The following is a 15,051-nucleotide window of genomic DNA, read 5'->3' as shown; positions in this document are numbered from 1 at the left end:
ATCATCTGGGACAATAAGAGAGCCATCACCATAAGTTTTTAGACTAACTCTTTTAGATTTTTTAGGATTTGAGATAGTTGGAAAAACATTGTCTTCGATTATTTTACGAAAGATGAATGCTTTGATCTGTCAAGCCTAAATCATCTAAAGCTTTCTTTTCGTCGTCTGTTAACTCCATTTTAACAGTTGTCAAAACTATCAAACCCTTTTCTATATATTTCATCCAGCTCTTACTAACTAGTAAGGATAAGGGATAATTTGTTGGATTGCTATATTTCTAAGTAATATTATAACACGTAAACGTTGATTTATTAATGTTCTTGCGATTTCTTGGCTTTGCGGATTAAAGGTATCTAGAAGCACAATATCCGAACATATTAACAAGTATTTTGCGACTTCTTACACTGTATTTTTCCAACTTCTTCTAGACGGTAGTAAGAAATTGTACAACCAAGGGATAAGTATAGACATCACTATAAAAGTTAGAATATTCTGCGTTTCTAAAATTATACTAAAATTCTAGTTATAAAAAATAAAAAACGATCATTTGAAGCTTAATCTTATCTCGATAATGCCTGTAAATTTAGACAATTTGAATAGAAGGCAAATTATCTATGGAAAATACAAACAAAGCATCGGTGAGATTATTCGAGAATTATGCGAACGAAAGAGAGTAGAAATTCTCGAAGCAAATACTTGTAAAGACTACAGCCACCTACTTGTTAGCTTCCCGCCCAAAATAAGTATTGCTCAATTCATAGGTTATTTGAAAGGGAAAAAATAGTTTGATGATTTTCGATCGTCACTCCAATCTGAAATATCGTTATGGGAATCGAAAGTTTTGGTGTCGAGGCTATTATGTGGACACAGTAGGACGAAATAAGGAGAATATATTCGTAATTAATTACAAGACGATTATGCAGCAGATCAGCTAACATTATTTGAGGAATATGATCCGTACAGCTGTAGGCGCCCAATCAACGAATATTTTCCGTATAAACACGAACGTTAAGTCTAATTAGTTGATGCATACTATTTACAAATGATAGCGGATGAGCTATCATCAGAGTATGGAAAAGCCAAAGTTTGATTTTATTAGAAGGAAAGATGGATCAAGTGAATTTGAAGATTTTTTGAATTTAATTCCAGAAAAAGATTCTGCAAAACTTTTAGCAGTAATCAAAAGAGCCGAAGATCATGGATTGCTGGTTGCTCAAAGAATGGAATGGGTAAAAAAACTAGATTCTGACTTATACGAGCTACGATCAAAAGTCGGAGGTAATATTCAACGAGCAATCTATTTTCAAAAGGTCGGAAACGAATATCTTATAACTCATGGATTCACTAAAAAGCAGCAACGAACACCCAGAAGTGAGATTGAACATGCTAGACGGATGCGTGAAGAATATGAGAAAGGAAAATAATTATGAACAAGATTGATGAACTAATTGCAAAGAAAAAAGCGGAGAGTGCGACTTTCGCCGCTGAATATGAAAAGGAGTCGCAACGTTTGGATGTTGCGGTTGCTTTGACACAATTAAGAAGTGAGCTTGGTCTTTCTCAAAGAGAGTTAGCAGAACGAGTAGGCAAGCCACAAAGTACAATTGCTCGTATTGAAAATGGCTCAATGAACCCTAGCTTTAGCATTCTCTATGAGATTGCTACAAAAGTAGGTAAAGAGCTGCATATTGAATTTAAATAGATCATCCAGTTGGGGCAATCAGCTAACTTTTAATGGCTAAAAAAATCTATCAAATAAATGATAGCTTTAACGAATGAATTATTAATTCTAGTTATCATTGAGGCAAGGAAAAAAGGTATACAGAATGCTTACCTAATATTCAACTTGTTTACTCATTGGATAATCCGTATCAAATTGAACTAAATCCCATAAATTTCCGTATAAGTCTTTGAATACCGCAACAGTACCATAATCAGCTTTTTTAGGTTCTCTTATGAATTCAACTCCCTTAATGCGGAAATAAATCTTTGTTAGCTTGTTGTTTATTAGCGAAACCAAACGTAAAAGAATAATACAAAAACTGAGCAGGGTGTCTAAAAACATCTGCTCAGTTTTTTTACTATTGAGATTTTCTAAGCTGTTCGGTGAAGGATGCTATTTTATCCTAAGAGCTCTTTTTTTAGATTGCTACTAGAGCTTTGTTCCTCATAAGCACAAGTCCAAAATTACTTATCCTCATCATACAGCTTTTTTTCTAAACGCTTTTGTCCAAATTCGCCAATAGAATACAAAACGCCAATAATTACGCCTATGAAAATAGTTGAAGAGACGAAAGTGACTCCTAAAACAGCAAGGAAGTGTCCATCCATTATGCCGGTGTACTTATTACCATAAAGAGAAAAATTTCTAACCCCACTAACGACAGTTATAAGCAATCCGATAGCAATTGTTAAAGGTACAATCAATTTTTTCATGTTCATCGGGTAATCAAAAGAGTTAAAACCCAAAGTTGAGCTTCGAATCGTAATGTAAAGGACAGCAATAGCCATAATGACTAATTCAGTCGTATATTCTGCAACTGGCATGTCCAAAATATATGTCTTAATAAATATGGATAGGGATAATAAGCCAATCACTAAAGCAAAGCCTTCACTTTGAATTTTGTTGTTCAATTGTACGGTTCGTTCATCTTTATTCTTTTTCATAGTAATCCTCCCAAAATAAGTCGTTTAAGGTTTTATTCAGTGTTTTACAAATGGCAATGCAAAGTTTTAGTGTTGGGTTGTACTTGCCAGCCTCAATCAATCCGATTGTTTGTCGTGTGACGCCGATCGCATTGGCGAGGTCTTCTTGACTCACATCACACTCAATTCTAGCCATCTTCATTCGTTTATTCTTCATGACAGGGATGCATCCTTTCATCAAATTTGATAAACCTAGTATATTTTATATCTGACTATTTGTAAAGTATATATTGCATTTTGAATCATATAAGTTCCTAAAAAGAAAATTAGCACATACTTATAGCGTCTTATTATAGCAAAACACTCACAATGATTTGCTGAGCGTGGTACCTTATTTTGGTGATTGATCAATAGTGCAACAGTATACTGTGAATATTTTTACCTAGTAATCAACACGAGTATTTATCGCTCAGTCTTTTTACTGTGTTGTCCATTAGGAGAAGGGCAACTTAAAATTCAACCTGCCATAATAATAGGTTCTCAATAGCCTATTTACTTGTGAGTTTATAAAAAAGAAGCTCGCCTTTTTTTGAACCAAGTACAATTACTGCAATAAAATAGTTACAGGTCATAACAAGCAAACTATTTTGCACTGTTTTATAGTACAGGGATTCAACTTACATCCGAAAACCAAAGAACATACAATAATAAATGAAAAGGAGGGAAAACGAATTCGAAGAAGTAGAAAAGAGAACGGAAAGTATCCAATATTGAACAGAACTCTGAAATTAAAATGAGCAATAACCTTGATATGACAAAGTTCACGAGCTGTGCATGGTATCATAAGAGTAGAAAAATAAACTAATTAGGAGCGGTATTATGCTGACGCTGAGAAGAAAAAACATGCTGAATGATTTGAAAACTTCACCTGACTATATCTCTGTAGAGACGTTCATCAGAAAATATTCTGTCTCTAAGCGAACAGTTTATTATGATATCTCAAAAATAAATGAATGGCTGAGACAATCTCAGCTGGTTCCGATTCAATATTCAAAGATCTCCGGCTACTATCTTGAAGAAGCAACGGTTGAAAAGCTAAGTCTGGAACTCACAAATGAAGAAATCATAGTTACTCGATTTGATGCCGAAGAAAGAAAATTCCGCACGTTTCTATGCCTGTTTTTCTCAAACAAAGCCGTCACTATTTCTCGGTTGGAAGAGTTGAACGCAGTTACAAAAAATACCGTACTGAAAGATTTGAAAACACTCTCGTCACAAGAAGCTATCCAACTATCCGTGAATAAGGACGGTCATTACCTAAAGCCAGAATCGGAAAAACAAACGAGGAAATTTCTCTTCAGAGTAATTCAATATTATGCCTATCGTTCTCACTACGGATTAGACCAAATCTTGTCAGTGTTTGATGAATTTATCGTCGAAGCAGAAGCTTTTAGATCAGACGTGACCCGTTGCTTAGCTATCATTGATCAAGCAAAAAATAAATACGCTATTGTCTATACAGATGAAATCCGATACTTGCTGAGTGTATTTGCTGGATCAATTAACATTCGAATCAATACCAGCTTAATTGAAAACTCCCTCATTAGTGAAGAGCAGCCGCAAGATGAATCTTCGGAGATAAAGATTGCTGAGCAGCTTTTGAAAACGACTGAATCCAGTGAACTTCAATTTTTTGAAACCTTTTTGATTAGTGGACAGCTGAATGGGTTAAGAAATCGAAAGAGAAATACGTCGATTGATAAGGAATTATTTAGTATCACTGTGCGGATCGTGGCCTCTTTTGAACGGTTGTCAGGGGTGTATGTTAATCAAAAAGAAAGTTTTTTAGAAGAATTTTATTCTCATCTTTATGGAGCTTACTATCGGTTGATCTACGATATTCCAAACATCAACCCAATTTTGGATCAACTAAAAAAAGAGTACCAAGATATCTTCACCATTGCTAAATTGTCTGTTCGCTCATTAGAAGAGTATGCAAAAAGAAAATTTTCAGAAGATGAGATTGGCTTTATTACGGTCTATTTTGGTGGAGAAATCAAAAACCACGTTGAAAAGACTGAAAAGAAGAAAGTGATTCTCGTGTGTGCCAGTGGAATTGGAACAGCGAATTTATTATCGATTCAGTTGACGAATGAGATACCAGAAATTAATGTAGTTGGCCCCTACTCGAAAGAAGAGTTCACACTCTTAGAACCATCAATGAATCCGATTGATCTAGTTTTATCAACGATTCATTTAGAAACGGCTACGAATCATCCCTTTATGCAAATCGAGCCATTCTTGGGAATTGATCAAATAAAGATGATTCGGAAACAATTAGGAACAGATATCACAGGCTACCAGATCAGGCATTACATGGACGGGGTCTTGGATATTATTGAAAGTTACGCAACGATCCATGATGAAGAAAAAGTAAGAAAAGAATTGACGAACTTTATATTTAATCGGACATCCGTAACTGCTGGAGGGAAACCTATGTTGAAAGACCTATTAATAGAAGAACATATCCAATTTTTACACTCTGTAAGTGATTGGAAAGAAGCGATCCAACTGGCTTCTGAGCCGCTTGTTCAAGGAAAACAAATTGAAACTCGCTACGTTGAAAAAATGATCGAGGATGTTGAAAAATTCGGTCCATATGTTGTTATTGCACCAGGTGTAGCTATTCCGCATAGTAGACCAGAGAACGGTGTGAACCAGCTTGGGATGAGCTTGCTGAAGCTTGAGGAAGGCGTTTCTTTTGGAGAAAAAGGAGATGTGAATTTGATCTTTATTTTGGCAACGGTTGACAATTCTCTACATTTGAAAGCATTAGCGCAATTATCGGAAATTCTTTCTGATGAAACAAAAACGGAAGAGCTATTTAAATGTGAGAACAAGCAGTCGATCATGGATTTGATCAAAGAAGGAGGAACAGAAAATGACTAAGAAAATTTTAATTGTTTGTGGTAATGGGTTAGGCAGTAGCTTCATGGTTGAAATGAATATCAAAAAAGTTCTTGCCGAAATGGGTTTGGAGATGGAAGTAAGCCATACAGACCTAACTTCTGCGAAGGGTGAGGTCGCTGATCTTTATATTGGCGATAAATCGATTGTAGAAAATCTTGAAGATGGAAAGAAAAACATCCAAGGGTTGGTTAATTTAATGAGTAAAAAAGACCTGCAGGCGGCTATTGAAAAAGGATTCGATTTATAAGGAGGAGATAAAATGCTCGATATTTTTGTACGCGATATTTTAGGAACTCCTTCAATCCTGATTGGAATATTTGTTTTTATCGGTTTATTGCTTTTGAAAAAACCCTTTACGAATATACTAACTGGGACGATAAAAACGATTATGGGGTTCATTTTGCTGGGAGCCGGTGCGGGGATTATTTCGGGAACACTGACGATTTTTAATCAGATGTTCACTCAAGCTTTTGGGCTTCAAGGAGTGGTAACGAATACAGATGCGATGGGTGCTTTGACCAATGAAAAATACAGCACGGCAGCTTTCATTCTGATTTTTGGTATGGCAGTCAATTTGTTGATCGCGAAGTTCACTCGTTTTAAATATATTTATTTGACCGGACACCTTACTATGTACATGTCTGGGATGCTCGCAATGATCTTTAGTGGAGTTACTCCGTGGCTGGCGGTAGTTATCGGTGCTATTATTCTAGGAGCTTATATGGCAATTGGGCCAGCACTTATCCAGAAAAACACGATACTAATAACAGATTCCGATGACTTTGCGATTGGTCATTCAGGAACAGTCTCGTATCTTCTCGCTTCAAAATTAGGCGGCATTATTGGAAACAAGAGCAAATCGACAGAAGATATCAATGTGCCAAAAGGCTTATCCTTTCTCAGAGATTCTTCTATCGCAATTTCTCTAACGATGACCATCTTATTTGTAATTGTTGGATTCTTTGCAGGGCCTGCATATATTGAAACTGAATTAAGCTCAGGCCAATTCTTTGTCGTCTTTTCTTTAATTCAAGGAATTACTTTTGCGGCAGGGGTTTATGTTGTATTAGCTGGTGTGAGAATGGCTTTGACTGAAATTGTTCCCGCATTCCAAGGAATCGCGGACAAAGTAATCGTAGGAGCAAAACCGGCTCTTGATTGTCCGATCGTCTTTCCCTTCGCCCCGAATGCAGTAATTATTGGCTTTATCTCAAGTTTTTTAGCTGGGCTATTGGGAATGCTGCTACTTAGCTTTTCGAAATTACCCGTGATTGTTCCAGGCATGACGCCACATTTTTTCACCGGTGCGACAGCGGCTATCTATGGCAATAGTACAGGGGGAAGAAGAGGAGCAATTGCCGGTGCGGTAATGAATGGCTTACTGATTTCCATCTTGCCCGCTGTTTTTATGGCGGTGGTAGGCGGACTTTCAAACAATATGACCTTTGGAGATCCCGATTTCACGGTCGTGGGACTCTTCTCTGATTTCATTGCAAAACTACTAAACTAGGAGGCAACAACATGACAAACACGAAAACATATATTGAGAAATATAATCAAGATTTTTTTCACGCGATCTCTGAAATTGATGTAATATTTATCGAAACCTTGAAAAATGAAATCAATCAAGCACGATTACAGGATCGGAAAATATTTATGCTGGGAAATGGCGGGAGTGCTGCTTCTTCCAGTCATTGGGTAGCAGATTTCAGTAAAAATATTACGGTGGAGCAGGATAAGCGATTGCATATTCAGAGCTTAGTAGATAACAGTCCGCTTGTGACGGCGTTGTCCAACGATGTCGCTTATGAAGAGGTTTTTACTGAGCAATTGAAAAACTATTTAAAACCAAAGGATCTTGTTATTGGTTTATCGGTCTCAGGTAATTCACCGAATCTTGTCAGCGCATTCAAATATGCCAAAGACAATGATGCGACGGTCTTCTCGATCTTAGGTGATTACAATGGTGAAATGAAAACCTATTCAGAATACTGTGAAGTGATCCAATCAAAGAATTACGGAGTAGTTGAGGATGCACACATGTATTTCTGCCATGTCATTTCTCAATTGTTGAAGAAGGACTCGGAAGAGAAATACGCGTAACAACTAGCTCAGTTGGGTCTTTGTTTTAAAAAAAGAGAGCAGGAGACCGAATCAATCGTTGATTCGGTCTTTTTGGCGGCAAGGACAAGGATCAAAACGTCATCTGGAAAATGAATATTTTTTGTTTGCTAAATATGATAAGGTTAAAGAAATCGTTTTATTTTCAGAATGGGGAGGATATCCGATGCGTGAGCAAATTGTACAGTACGTCAGACAAAATACAAAAATCAATCAAAAAGATAAATTGCTCATTTCTTTGGAAACGAAAGATATTACAGATTCACTGGGGTTTGAGAGAACAAGAGTGAGTAAAGTATTGAATCAAGAAGTCAATGAGGGGCGTTTCTTAAAGGTTAAGGGAAAACCAGTCAAATATATTTATAACTTTTTAGCGTTAGAGCAAACAACCTGGAGAGATGTGAATGATTTGTGGAAGACTATTTTCTCTCACAAAAAGGAACACAAGGAAGATGCTAAGCTGGATGCTTTCTCAAAGCTGATTGGCTACGACGGCAGTCTTTCACATGCTGTCAACCAAGCAAAGGCAGCGATATTGTATCCGCCTAGGGGCATCCATACGTTGATTACGGGACCAAGCGGTGTCGGAAAAACTACCTTTGCGAAAACAATGCATGAATATGCCTTAGATATCGGCCAATTAGAAGAGAACGCGCCGTATGTTTATTATAATTGTGCGGACTATGCAGGGAACTCTCAGCTGCTTCTCTCTTTCTTGTTTGGCCATGTAAAGGGAGCTTTTACAGGTGCGGATAAAGAGAAAAGTGGATTAGTGGATGCTGCGAATGGGGGAATCTTGTTTCTGGATGAAATCCATCGACTGCCTCCAGAAGGTCAAGAAATGCTGTTTTCGATCCTTGATAATGGGACGTTTCGCAGGCTTGGAGAAAATAATAATGAGCAGCATCAAGTGGATCTATTATTAATTGGAGCAACTACAGAAAATGTTGATGAGAGTATCTTAGCGACTTTTCGACGACGTATACCGAATGTTATTCATTTGGAAGGGTTGAAAAGTAAAAAAACAGAAGAACGATTTCAGCTGATTGAGAGCTTTTTTAAATATGAATCCACCAAGATTCAAAATCAAATGAATGTTCACAAGGATGTGATCAAGTTTTTCTGCATTTATGACTGTGTGGGAAATATCGGACAGCTTAAAAATGATATTCAAATGATCTGTGCCCGTGCGTTTGCTGAAGCGATTATCAGTGATGCAGAAACGATCGAAGTAACGAGTGGTCACATGCAAATGAATGAAGAACAACGAATTTTATTTGCCAAAGAAAAGCGCAATGCAGTAGTAACAAGCAACTTCTTGGATAGCGTTGGTTCTCAAATATTCTCTAATGGGAAGAATATTAGTCGTGAGACAATCGGTGGAAAATCTCTCTCGATTGATACCTATCAGGAGGAGCAAGTCCTTTATCAAAGTATCTTAAATATGTACTCTGAAATGGCAAGTGCGGATCAAGCATTTGAGACAACCGATATTAAAAGAAAATTGGAAGAGTTTTTCTCCATCGAATTGCCAGTGGATAACAAAGCCTTTCAATTAGGTAAAATAATCTCTCCGGAAGTATTCGATGGAGTAAAAGAACTATTCGATCGGGTAAGTAAAGAAAGAAAACTGCTCTTCGATAATCAAGTCCGATATAGCTTGGCCCTTCATATTGAATCAGTTAAAGTTAAGCTAAAATCAGGACGCTTGGAATCACCCGCAAAAACGCGCGAAAAAAAGTATTCCGATCGTTTTGGTATCTATCAAATTGTCTATGATTCTTTAGGAAAACACATCAATATCAAATTACCCGATCACGAAATTTTGGCAATCTGCATGTTTTTAGAAGCTGTTCAAGTCTCAAAGCAAAATAATGGTGTAGGCGTTCTGATTGTCATGCATGGAGACAGCACGGGCAGCAGTATGGCGAAGGTAGCAAATGATCTGCTAGATTGTGATCACGCGAAAGCGATAGATATGCGATTAACAGACTCGTTTACCGACATAGTTGAGCTAGTAATCAAAGAGATAAAAAAGGAAAACTATCATAATGGACTCTTATTACTTGTAGATATGGGGTCATTGGTGAGTTTAGATCGAATTGTTTCAGAGCGCACAGGACTGAATGTAAAGCTGATCAGCTCTGTTAGCACACCGATTGTTTTAGAAGCAACGAGAAAATCACTACTTCCCGGCATGACTGTAAATGAACTTATCAAGCAAATTGCTCATGATGCGGCTTATTTGGAAGGGGCAAAGGCCGCTTCAGTTATCAGTGCCTATAAAGATGAGAAAAAAGATTTGGCAGAAGTTTTGCGATACGATGCTCGAATCTTCGAGTTGATCAAAGATTCGACCAACTTTATTGAGACAAAAAAATCAATCCCGCTAATAAATGAAGCAATCAGTAAAATATGCAGTCATTTGAAACTAGTCATCACAGATGCGGTTTATATCAAGATGCAGTTCCATTGCCACAGCATGATCGAGCGAGGAATTCGGAAAGAACCCCTCGTCAATCCAAGAACGGCGGAGGACATTTCACAGCATGCACACATTTATAAAGTTCTTCGTACGGAAATGATTCTAATCGAAAATGCATACACAATTAAACTAAGTGATGATGAGATGGCGTATTTGATCGAGATAATCATTAATCTCGAAGGATAGCTCCGTGCACACAAGTTAGAATGCGGTCTTCGCAGCTGCACACATCAGAGGAATAAAATGCACACATTTGGAGAATCCTCCTTTATGTGTGCATTTTGCTTTTTAGACGTACGCTGAAGCGCTTTTTAGCAAGTTGGCACGATACTTGCTTTTAGTAAAGTAACAACAAAGGAGGAAAAATGTATGAAAAATATTGTTTATTCACGAGTTGATGATCGCTTGGTGCATGGACAGGTTATGACCGCTTGGGTTCAAACGACTGGAGCCAATTGTGTGGTTATTATTGATAACCAAGTAGCCAAGGATACGTTTTTACAGATGGTTATGAAGCAGTCGATGCCTGGGAAGATTAAGTTGGAAGTACTAACGATTGAACAAGCGGTTGACTATCTAAGTAAAGACGATCCAAAGCTAAAACTATTTGTTCTCGTGAAAACGCCCAATGTAGTGCTTGAGCTGGTTGAAAAGGGTGTCGATTTTCGAAGTTTGGGTGTTGGCGGAATGGGAGCCAAGCCTGAAAGAAGTCCATTGTATCGTAATATTTCAGCTTCAGAGGATGAAAAAGCTGCTTTAGTTAAGCTGCAAGAAAAAGGATTGGATGTCTTTTTCCAAGTAACACCGGATACCAACAAAGTTCAACTTTCGTCAGTTCTTTAAAGAGGGGGAACCAACATGCAAATTTCACTTATTCAAGCGTTTTTAATTGGCGTTCTATATTATTTTACTGTTGCAAATAGTCCTTGGTTAACAGGGTTGACCAGTGTTTCTGTCCGGCAGCCGATTGTGGCAGGGACGATCGTAGGTATTATCTTGGGGGACCCGTTAACCGGATTAATTATCGGTGCGACAATCAATGGATTCTTTATTGGTTTTATCTCACCAGGAGGATCTGTCTCCAGCGAACCAGGTATTGCCGGGATTGTTGGGACAGCTTTAGCCATTATGTCCAGCTCTTCACCAGAAGTAGCAATTTCCCTAGCTGTTCCTTTTGGATTAGTTGGAACACTGATTTGGAATGTCAGACAAACCATCAACTCATTCTTTGTTCAGTGGATGGATCGTATGGTAGAAAAAGAAACCTATCATAAAATTATGTTCATTCATTTAGTTCCGTCTCAATTATCTACTTTTGCGATTAGTGCGATTCCTGTGATGCTGATTTTAAAGCTGGGAGGCAGCTCCGTTTCTTCCCTATTAACGTTTCTAGAAGGAACACCGATGAGTATTCTTAGTGCTATCGGCGGTGTTTTACCAGCTCTGGGGATTGCCTTAACCCTTAAAGTAATTATGAATCGAAAAGGAATCATTCCTTTATTTCTGTTGGGCTATTTCTTAGTTGTTTATGCAGAATTGCCAATGATGCTATTAGCAGTTTTTGCCACGATCATTGCCTATTTCTATGCAGATTTAAAATTTAAAGATGAAGCGGAGGTCTAAAAATGGACAATCAAATGAATGAGATGACTTTTGACGAATCCCGTAAATTAACGAAAAAAGATTTAAACAAAGCCTTTATTTACTGGACCAGCCTAGCACAAACGACTTATTCGTGGGAGCGAATGCAGGGTCCGGCGATGGCAGGGACAATGATCCATGTCATGGAACGCTTGTATCCAGATGCCAACAAATACAAGCAGGAAAGAAAAGAAATGATGGCTCGCCATATGGAGTTCTATAATACCGAGCCTTGGTTAACGGGGCCATTTATTTTAGCCGTTGTTCTCTCAATGGAAGAAGAAAAAGCAGCGGGTGTTCCTATTGAAAGTGAAGATATTTCAGGTATGAAAACTGGTTTGATGGGACCTATGGCCGGTGTTGGAGATACATTACGACAAGCAACTTTAGTTCCAATTATCGGCTCGATTGCGATTGCGCTAGGGACTGGCGGGAGCTTCTTTGGACCAATCTTTTATATGGTGGCGACACTAGGGATTAACTACGGTATTTCTTACTTTGGGTTTCGCAAACTATTTACGAAAGGAAAAGAAGGAATTAGCGAAATCTTCTCTGGCGGTTTATTAGAAAAGTATATGACGATGGCAACCAGTGTTGGAGCAGTGACAATCGGCGGCTTAGCTGCAAATACAGTGAAGCTTTCCTCTTCGGCGGTCATTAACTTAGGAGCCAATAAGATGGTTATCCAAGAATTATTCGATAAGATCATTTTAGGGATTTTACCATTGTCGATTATTTTTCTCACCTTGTATTTGTTAATGAAGAAGAATCTTAGCTCTACCAAATTGCTATTGATTTTAGTCATGATTGCAGTCGTAGGAGTTTTGATTGGATTTATTTAGAACGGGGAGGAAGTATTGATGAAGGCAATTATTATAGGTGCAGGTAGAATAGGTAGAGGATTTGTGGCGTCGCTATTAAAACGCAATCAGGTAGAGCTGACATTTTTTGATGTGAATCCATCGGTGGTGGAGCAGCTAAATGAGTATAAAACGTACACCGTTCATGTTTTGGGAAACGCAGAAAAGGATACAGTTATTGATCACTATCAGGCATATTTACTCTCTGATAAAGAACGACTGGCAACAGAATTGGCAGAATCCGCCGTTGTTTTCACTGCAGTAGGCGGTAAAAATCTGGCAGGTGTGGGAGAAAAAATTTCAGAAGCTTACCATGAGTTGTATCAGCAAAATCAGCTTCCCAAAAATGTATTCATCACCTGTGAAAATTGGCTCACACCAGCGGAGGAACTTCACGAAGCGATTCTAAATGGTTTATCTGAAGCGGAGCAAAACAAATTTGAAGATGGAAATGATGTTAGCCAATCTGTAATTCGCGCTTCAGGAACCTCAGCACCAGCGGATTTTGATCTGAAAAATCAGATGGATACCTGGGTGCAGGATTATTGGGAGATTCCCGTCGATCAAGCGCGAATAACGGTCAATCAACTCCCTGACTGGCAATATTTTAAGTTTGATCCGCAGTTTGGCAAGATGCTGTATCAAAAAATTTATACAAATAATACCAGTGTGGCGTTGATTGCCTACCTAGGTTCGCTAAAAGGGTATACAGTATTGAGTGATGCGGCGAACGATCCTGAAATAGTTGAACTACTTGATCAAGGATACGATGAGATAAATCGAGCGTTGATCGCTCAATTGCAGGTATCAGAAGAGAGTCAGCTGGAGTTTTCTCAGATTGCCAAAGAAAAATACCAAAGTCGAACAATTATTGATGCTGTGGATCGTATCGCTAGAGATCCAATTCGCAAGTTATCGCCGACCGATCGCTTAATCGGCCCTGCGAAAATGGCCTTAGACTCAGGGTTTGAGCCTAGGGCACTTGCTAAAGCAATCGCAGCTGCGCTTTATTATGATAACGAGGAAGATCCTGTATCCGTAAAGCTGCAGGAGATGAGAAAAGAAAAGGGAGATATCAAAACGTTAGAGGAGCTGTCTGGACTAAAAGAAAATGATGCTTTATTAAAATTGGTACTTGCGGCGATTGATGAGTTGAAAGAAAAAGAATGGATAAAGCAGGTGAAGGAAGATGAATAAAGTAGTCATTTTTGGCGCAGGTCAGACAGGTAGAGGCTACACCGCAAGATACTTAGTTGAAAAAAATGTAGAGATTGTCTTCGTTGATCAGGATAAGGAACTGATCCAGCGAATCAATCAAGATGGCTTCTTTTCCATTCATTTTTACAATAAAGATCGCACCCCTTTTATTGTAGAAAAGATCAAAGGCTATCATGTGGAGGATGATTTATCCGAAGTTTTGGAAACAGCAGACATGATTTTTACTGCGGTAGGGGAACAAAATTTAAAAGCAGTTGCCACAACGATCCGTAAAAATTGGCAGTCGGATAGAAACCTGCCACAATTATTAACCTGTGAAAACGGCATTAACCCTGGAAAAGTTCTTCACGAAGCTTTAGTAGAAGTATTTGAACAGGATTTAAATTTTAACGTGTCACAAACGGCGGTATTTTGTTCAACAATCAATCTAGAACAAACACGGTTGGACATTTTGTCACAAAATATCACCCACTTCCCTTATGATACCGATCATTTTGAGGGCACACTTGATTTTAATGGAGCAGAAAAGATCCATGATTTTGAAAACTATTTAAAACGTAAAATTTATACGTATAACTGTTTTGCTGGGATCATAAGCTATTTAGGGTATCTTAAAGGCTACGAATTATTTGGTGACGCCGCAAATGATCCTGAAATTTTAACGATGATCGATCAGCTTCAGGAAAGCTTGAATCCTAGCTTGGCAAAATATTTTAACATTCCCCTAGAAGAGCAAAAAGACTTTTCTGACAAAGCGATGACTAAGTTTAAGGATCGGGCAATTATCGATTTCTGTATTAAAAACGGTCGGGCAGCCAAACGTAAGCTTGGCAAAACCGAACGAATCTATGCACCCTATACGATTATTAGACAAAATGAGTTGGATACAGAGATTTTACCTTTTAATGCAGCTGCGGCATTGGTTTATTGGGAAGAACTACAAGGGATCACCGAACCCGAAATGCCTAGTGACCACCGGAAATTACTGGCTGAACTGTTAGAAATCAAAGAGGATGCACCTTATATAGAAAAGACCTTGTATTATTATCAAGAAATCAAAAAAAATCGAGAATCCATTCAATTGCTAAATTTATTGAATAACTAAGGGAG

Annotated in this window: 14 protein-coding genes and 1 pseudogene; 13 read left to right on the top strand and 2 right to left on the bottom strand. The window is 38.1% G+C overall.

Annotated elements, in window-relative coordinates; genetic code table 11:
* Positions 1–598: 598 nt before the first annotated feature.
* The 3 genes and pseudogenes from tnpA to IGI49_RS20885 all read left to right on the top strand — a co-directional run.
* A pseudogene (gene tnpA / locus IGI49_RS20895) lies at positions 599–1,012 on the top strand (IS200/IS605 family transposase); the annotation flags it as partial.
* 58 nt (positions 1,013–1,070) lie between these two features.
* A complete protein-coding gene (locus tag IGI49_RS20890; RefSeq protein WP_429965657.1) occupies positions 1,071–1,424 on the top strand; it encodes a type II toxin-antitoxin system RelE/ParE family toxin in 354 nt (117 codons plus the stop codon).
* Positions 1,425–1,426: 2 nt separating this feature from the next.
* Positions 1,427–1,702, top strand: a complete 276-nt coding sequence (locus IGI49_RS20885; RefSeq protein ID WP_429965658.1) for a helix-turn-helix domain-containing protein — start codon at positions 1,427–1,429, stop codon at positions 1,700–1,702.
* A gap of 485 nt (positions 1,703–2,187) precedes the next feature.
* On the opposite strand, the gene IGI49_RS20880 is transcribed toward IGI49_RS20885, so the two are convergent.
* Both IGI49_RS20880 and IGI49_RS20875 read right to left on the bottom strand, forming a co-directional pair.
* Positions 2,188–2,667, bottom strand: coding sequence for a DUF6773 family protein (locus tag IGI49_RS20880; protein ID WP_429965659.1), 480 nt, complete (start codon positions 2,665–2,667; stop codon positions 2,188–2,190).
* Positions 2,654–2,863 (bottom strand): helix-turn-helix transcriptional regulator, encoded by a 210-nt coding sequence (locus IGI49_RS20875; RefSeq protein ID WP_207703556.1) that lies wholly within the window; start codon positions 2,861–2,863, stop codon positions 2,654–2,656. Before IGI49_RS20875 ends, IGI49_RS20880 begins: the two co-directional genes overlap by 14 nt.
* Before the next feature lie 662 nt (positions 2,864–3,525).
* On the opposite strand from IGI49_RS20875, the gene IGI49_RS20870 reads away from it, so the two are divergent.
* From IGI49_RS20870 to IGI49_RS20825, 10 genes are all read left to right on the top strand, one after another.
* On the top strand, positions 3,526–5,595 hold the full coding sequence (locus IGI49_RS20870; protein ID WP_429965660.1) for a BglG family transcription antiterminator: 2,070 nt from the start codon (positions 3,526–3,528) through the stop codon (positions 5,593–5,595).
* Positions 5,588–5,863: a PTS sugar transporter subunit IIB gene (locus IGI49_RS20865; protein ID WP_207703558.1), complete on the top strand. Its 276-nt coding sequence runs from the start codon at positions 5,588–5,590 to the stop codon at positions 5,861–5,863. The genes IGI49_RS20870 and IGI49_RS20865 overlap by 8 nt, the downstream gene beginning before the upstream one ends.
* 12 nt (positions 5,864–5,875) lie before the next feature.
* The gene (locus IGI49_RS20860) at positions 5,876–7,126 is read left to right on the top strand and encodes a PTS ascorbate transporter subunit IIC (protein ID WP_429965661.1); all 1,251 of its coding nucleotides are present in this window, start codon (positions 5,876–5,878) and stop codon (positions 7,124–7,126) included.
* An 11-nt stretch (positions 7,127–7,137) separates the two neighbouring features.
* Positions 7,138–7,719: an SIS domain-containing protein gene (locus tag IGI49_RS20855; protein WP_429965662.1), complete on the top strand. Its 582-nt coding sequence runs from the start codon at positions 7,138–7,140 to the stop codon at positions 7,717–7,719.
* Between the two features lie 184 nt (positions 7,720–7,903).
* Complete coding sequence (locus IGI49_RS20850) at positions 7,904–10,408, top strand: sigma 54-interacting transcriptional regulator (protein WP_429965663.1); 2,505 nt, start codon at positions 7,904–7,906, stop codon at positions 10,406–10,408.
* A 183-nt stretch (positions 10,409–10,591) separates the two neighbouring features.
* Entirely contained in the window at positions 10,592–11,065 is a 474-nt protein-coding gene (locus IGI49_RS20845; RefSeq protein WP_207703562.1) for a PTS system mannose/fructose/N-acetylgalactosamine-transporter subunit IIB, read from the top strand.
* A 15-nt stretch (positions 11,066–11,080) separates the two neighbouring features.
* Positions 11,081–11,845: a PTS mannose/fructose/sorbose/N-acetylgalactosamine transporter subunit IIC gene (locus tag IGI49_RS20840; RefSeq protein ID WP_207703563.1), complete on the top strand. Its 765-nt coding sequence runs from the start codon at positions 11,081–11,083 to the stop codon at positions 11,843–11,845.
* A gap of 2 nt (positions 11,846–11,847) precedes the next feature.
* Positions 11,848–12,705, top strand: a complete 858-nt coding sequence (locus tag IGI49_RS20835) for a PTS system mannose/fructose/sorbose family transporter subunit IID (protein ID WP_207703564.1) — start codon at positions 11,848–11,850, stop codon at positions 12,703–12,705.
* A gap of 18 nt (positions 12,706–12,723) precedes the next feature.
* Entirely contained in the window at positions 12,724–13,920 is a 1,197-nt protein-coding gene (locus tag IGI49_RS20830; RefSeq protein ID WP_429965664.1) for an NAD-binding protein, read from the top strand.
* Positions 13,913–15,046 carry a hypothetical protein gene (locus tag IGI49_RS20825; RefSeq protein WP_429965665.1) on the top strand — a complete coding sequence of 378 codons (1,134 nt, stop codon included), beginning with the start codon at positions 13,913–13,915 and terminating at the stop codon, positions 15,044–15,046. The genes IGI49_RS20830 and IGI49_RS20825 overlap by 8 nt, the downstream gene beginning before the upstream one ends.
* Positions 15,047–15,051 lie beyond the last annotated feature (5 nt).

The organism is Enterococcus sp. AZ071 (assembly GCF_050499065.1).
In the GTDB taxonomy this organism is placed as follows: Bacteria; Bacillota; Bacilli; order Lactobacillales; family Enterococcaceae; genus Enterococcus_A; species Enterococcus_A ferrettii.
This window is presented reverse-complemented; position numbering and strand designations above follow the sequence as displayed.

Coding starts and splice junctions, on each gene's coding strand:
- IGI49_RS20845 (WP_207703562.1), top strand. CDS start 10,592: ATGAAAAATATTGTTTATTCACGAGTTGATGATCGCTTGGTGCATGGA.
- IGI49_RS20840 (WP_207703563.1), top strand. CDS start 11,081: ATGCAAATTTCACTTATTCAAGCGTTTTTAATTGGCGTTCTATATTAT.
- IGI49_RS20880 (WP_429965659.1), bottom strand. CDS start 2,667: ATGAAAAAGAATAAAGATGAACGAACCGTACAATTGAACAACAAAATT.
- IGI49_RS20835 (WP_207703564.1), top strand. CDS start 11,848: ATGGACAATCAAATGAATGAGATGACTTTTGACGAATCCCGTAAATTA.
- IGI49_RS20860 (WP_429965661.1), top strand. CDS start 5,876: ATGCTCGATATTTTTGTACGCGATATTTTAGGAACTCCTTCAATCCTG.
- IGI49_RS20870 (WP_429965660.1), top strand. CDS start 3,526: ATGCTGACGCTGAGAAGAAAAAACATGCTGAATGATTTGAAAACTTCA.
- IGI49_RS20825 (WP_429965665.1), top strand. CDS start 13,913: ATGAATAAAGTAGTCATTTTTGGCGCAGGTCAGACAGGTAGAGGCTAC.
- IGI49_RS20875 (WP_207703556.1), bottom strand. CDS start 2,863: ATGAAGAATAAACGAATGAAGATGGCTAGAATTGAGTGTGATGTGAGT.
- IGI49_RS20830 (WP_429965664.1), top strand. CDS start 12,724: ATGAAGGCAATTATTATAGGTGCAGGTAGAATAGGTAGAGGATTTGTG.
- IGI49_RS20865 (WP_207703558.1), top strand. CDS start 5,588: ATGACTAAGAAAATTTTAATTGTTTGTGGTAATGGGTTAGGCAGTAGC.
- IGI49_RS20850 (WP_429965663.1), top strand. CDS start 7,904: ATGCGTGAGCAAATTGTACAGTACGTCAGACAAAATACAAAAATCAAT.
- IGI49_RS20890 (WP_429965657.1), top strand. CDS start 1,071: ATGGAAAAGCCAAAGTTTGATTTTATTAGAAGGAAAGATGGATCAAGT.
- IGI49_RS20885 (WP_429965658.1), top strand. CDS start 1,427: ATGAACAAGATTGATGAACTAATTGCAAAGAAAAAAGCGGAGAGTGCG.
- IGI49_RS20855 (WP_429965662.1), top strand. CDS start 7,138: ATGACAAACACGAAAACATATATTGAGAAATATAATCAAGATTTTTTT.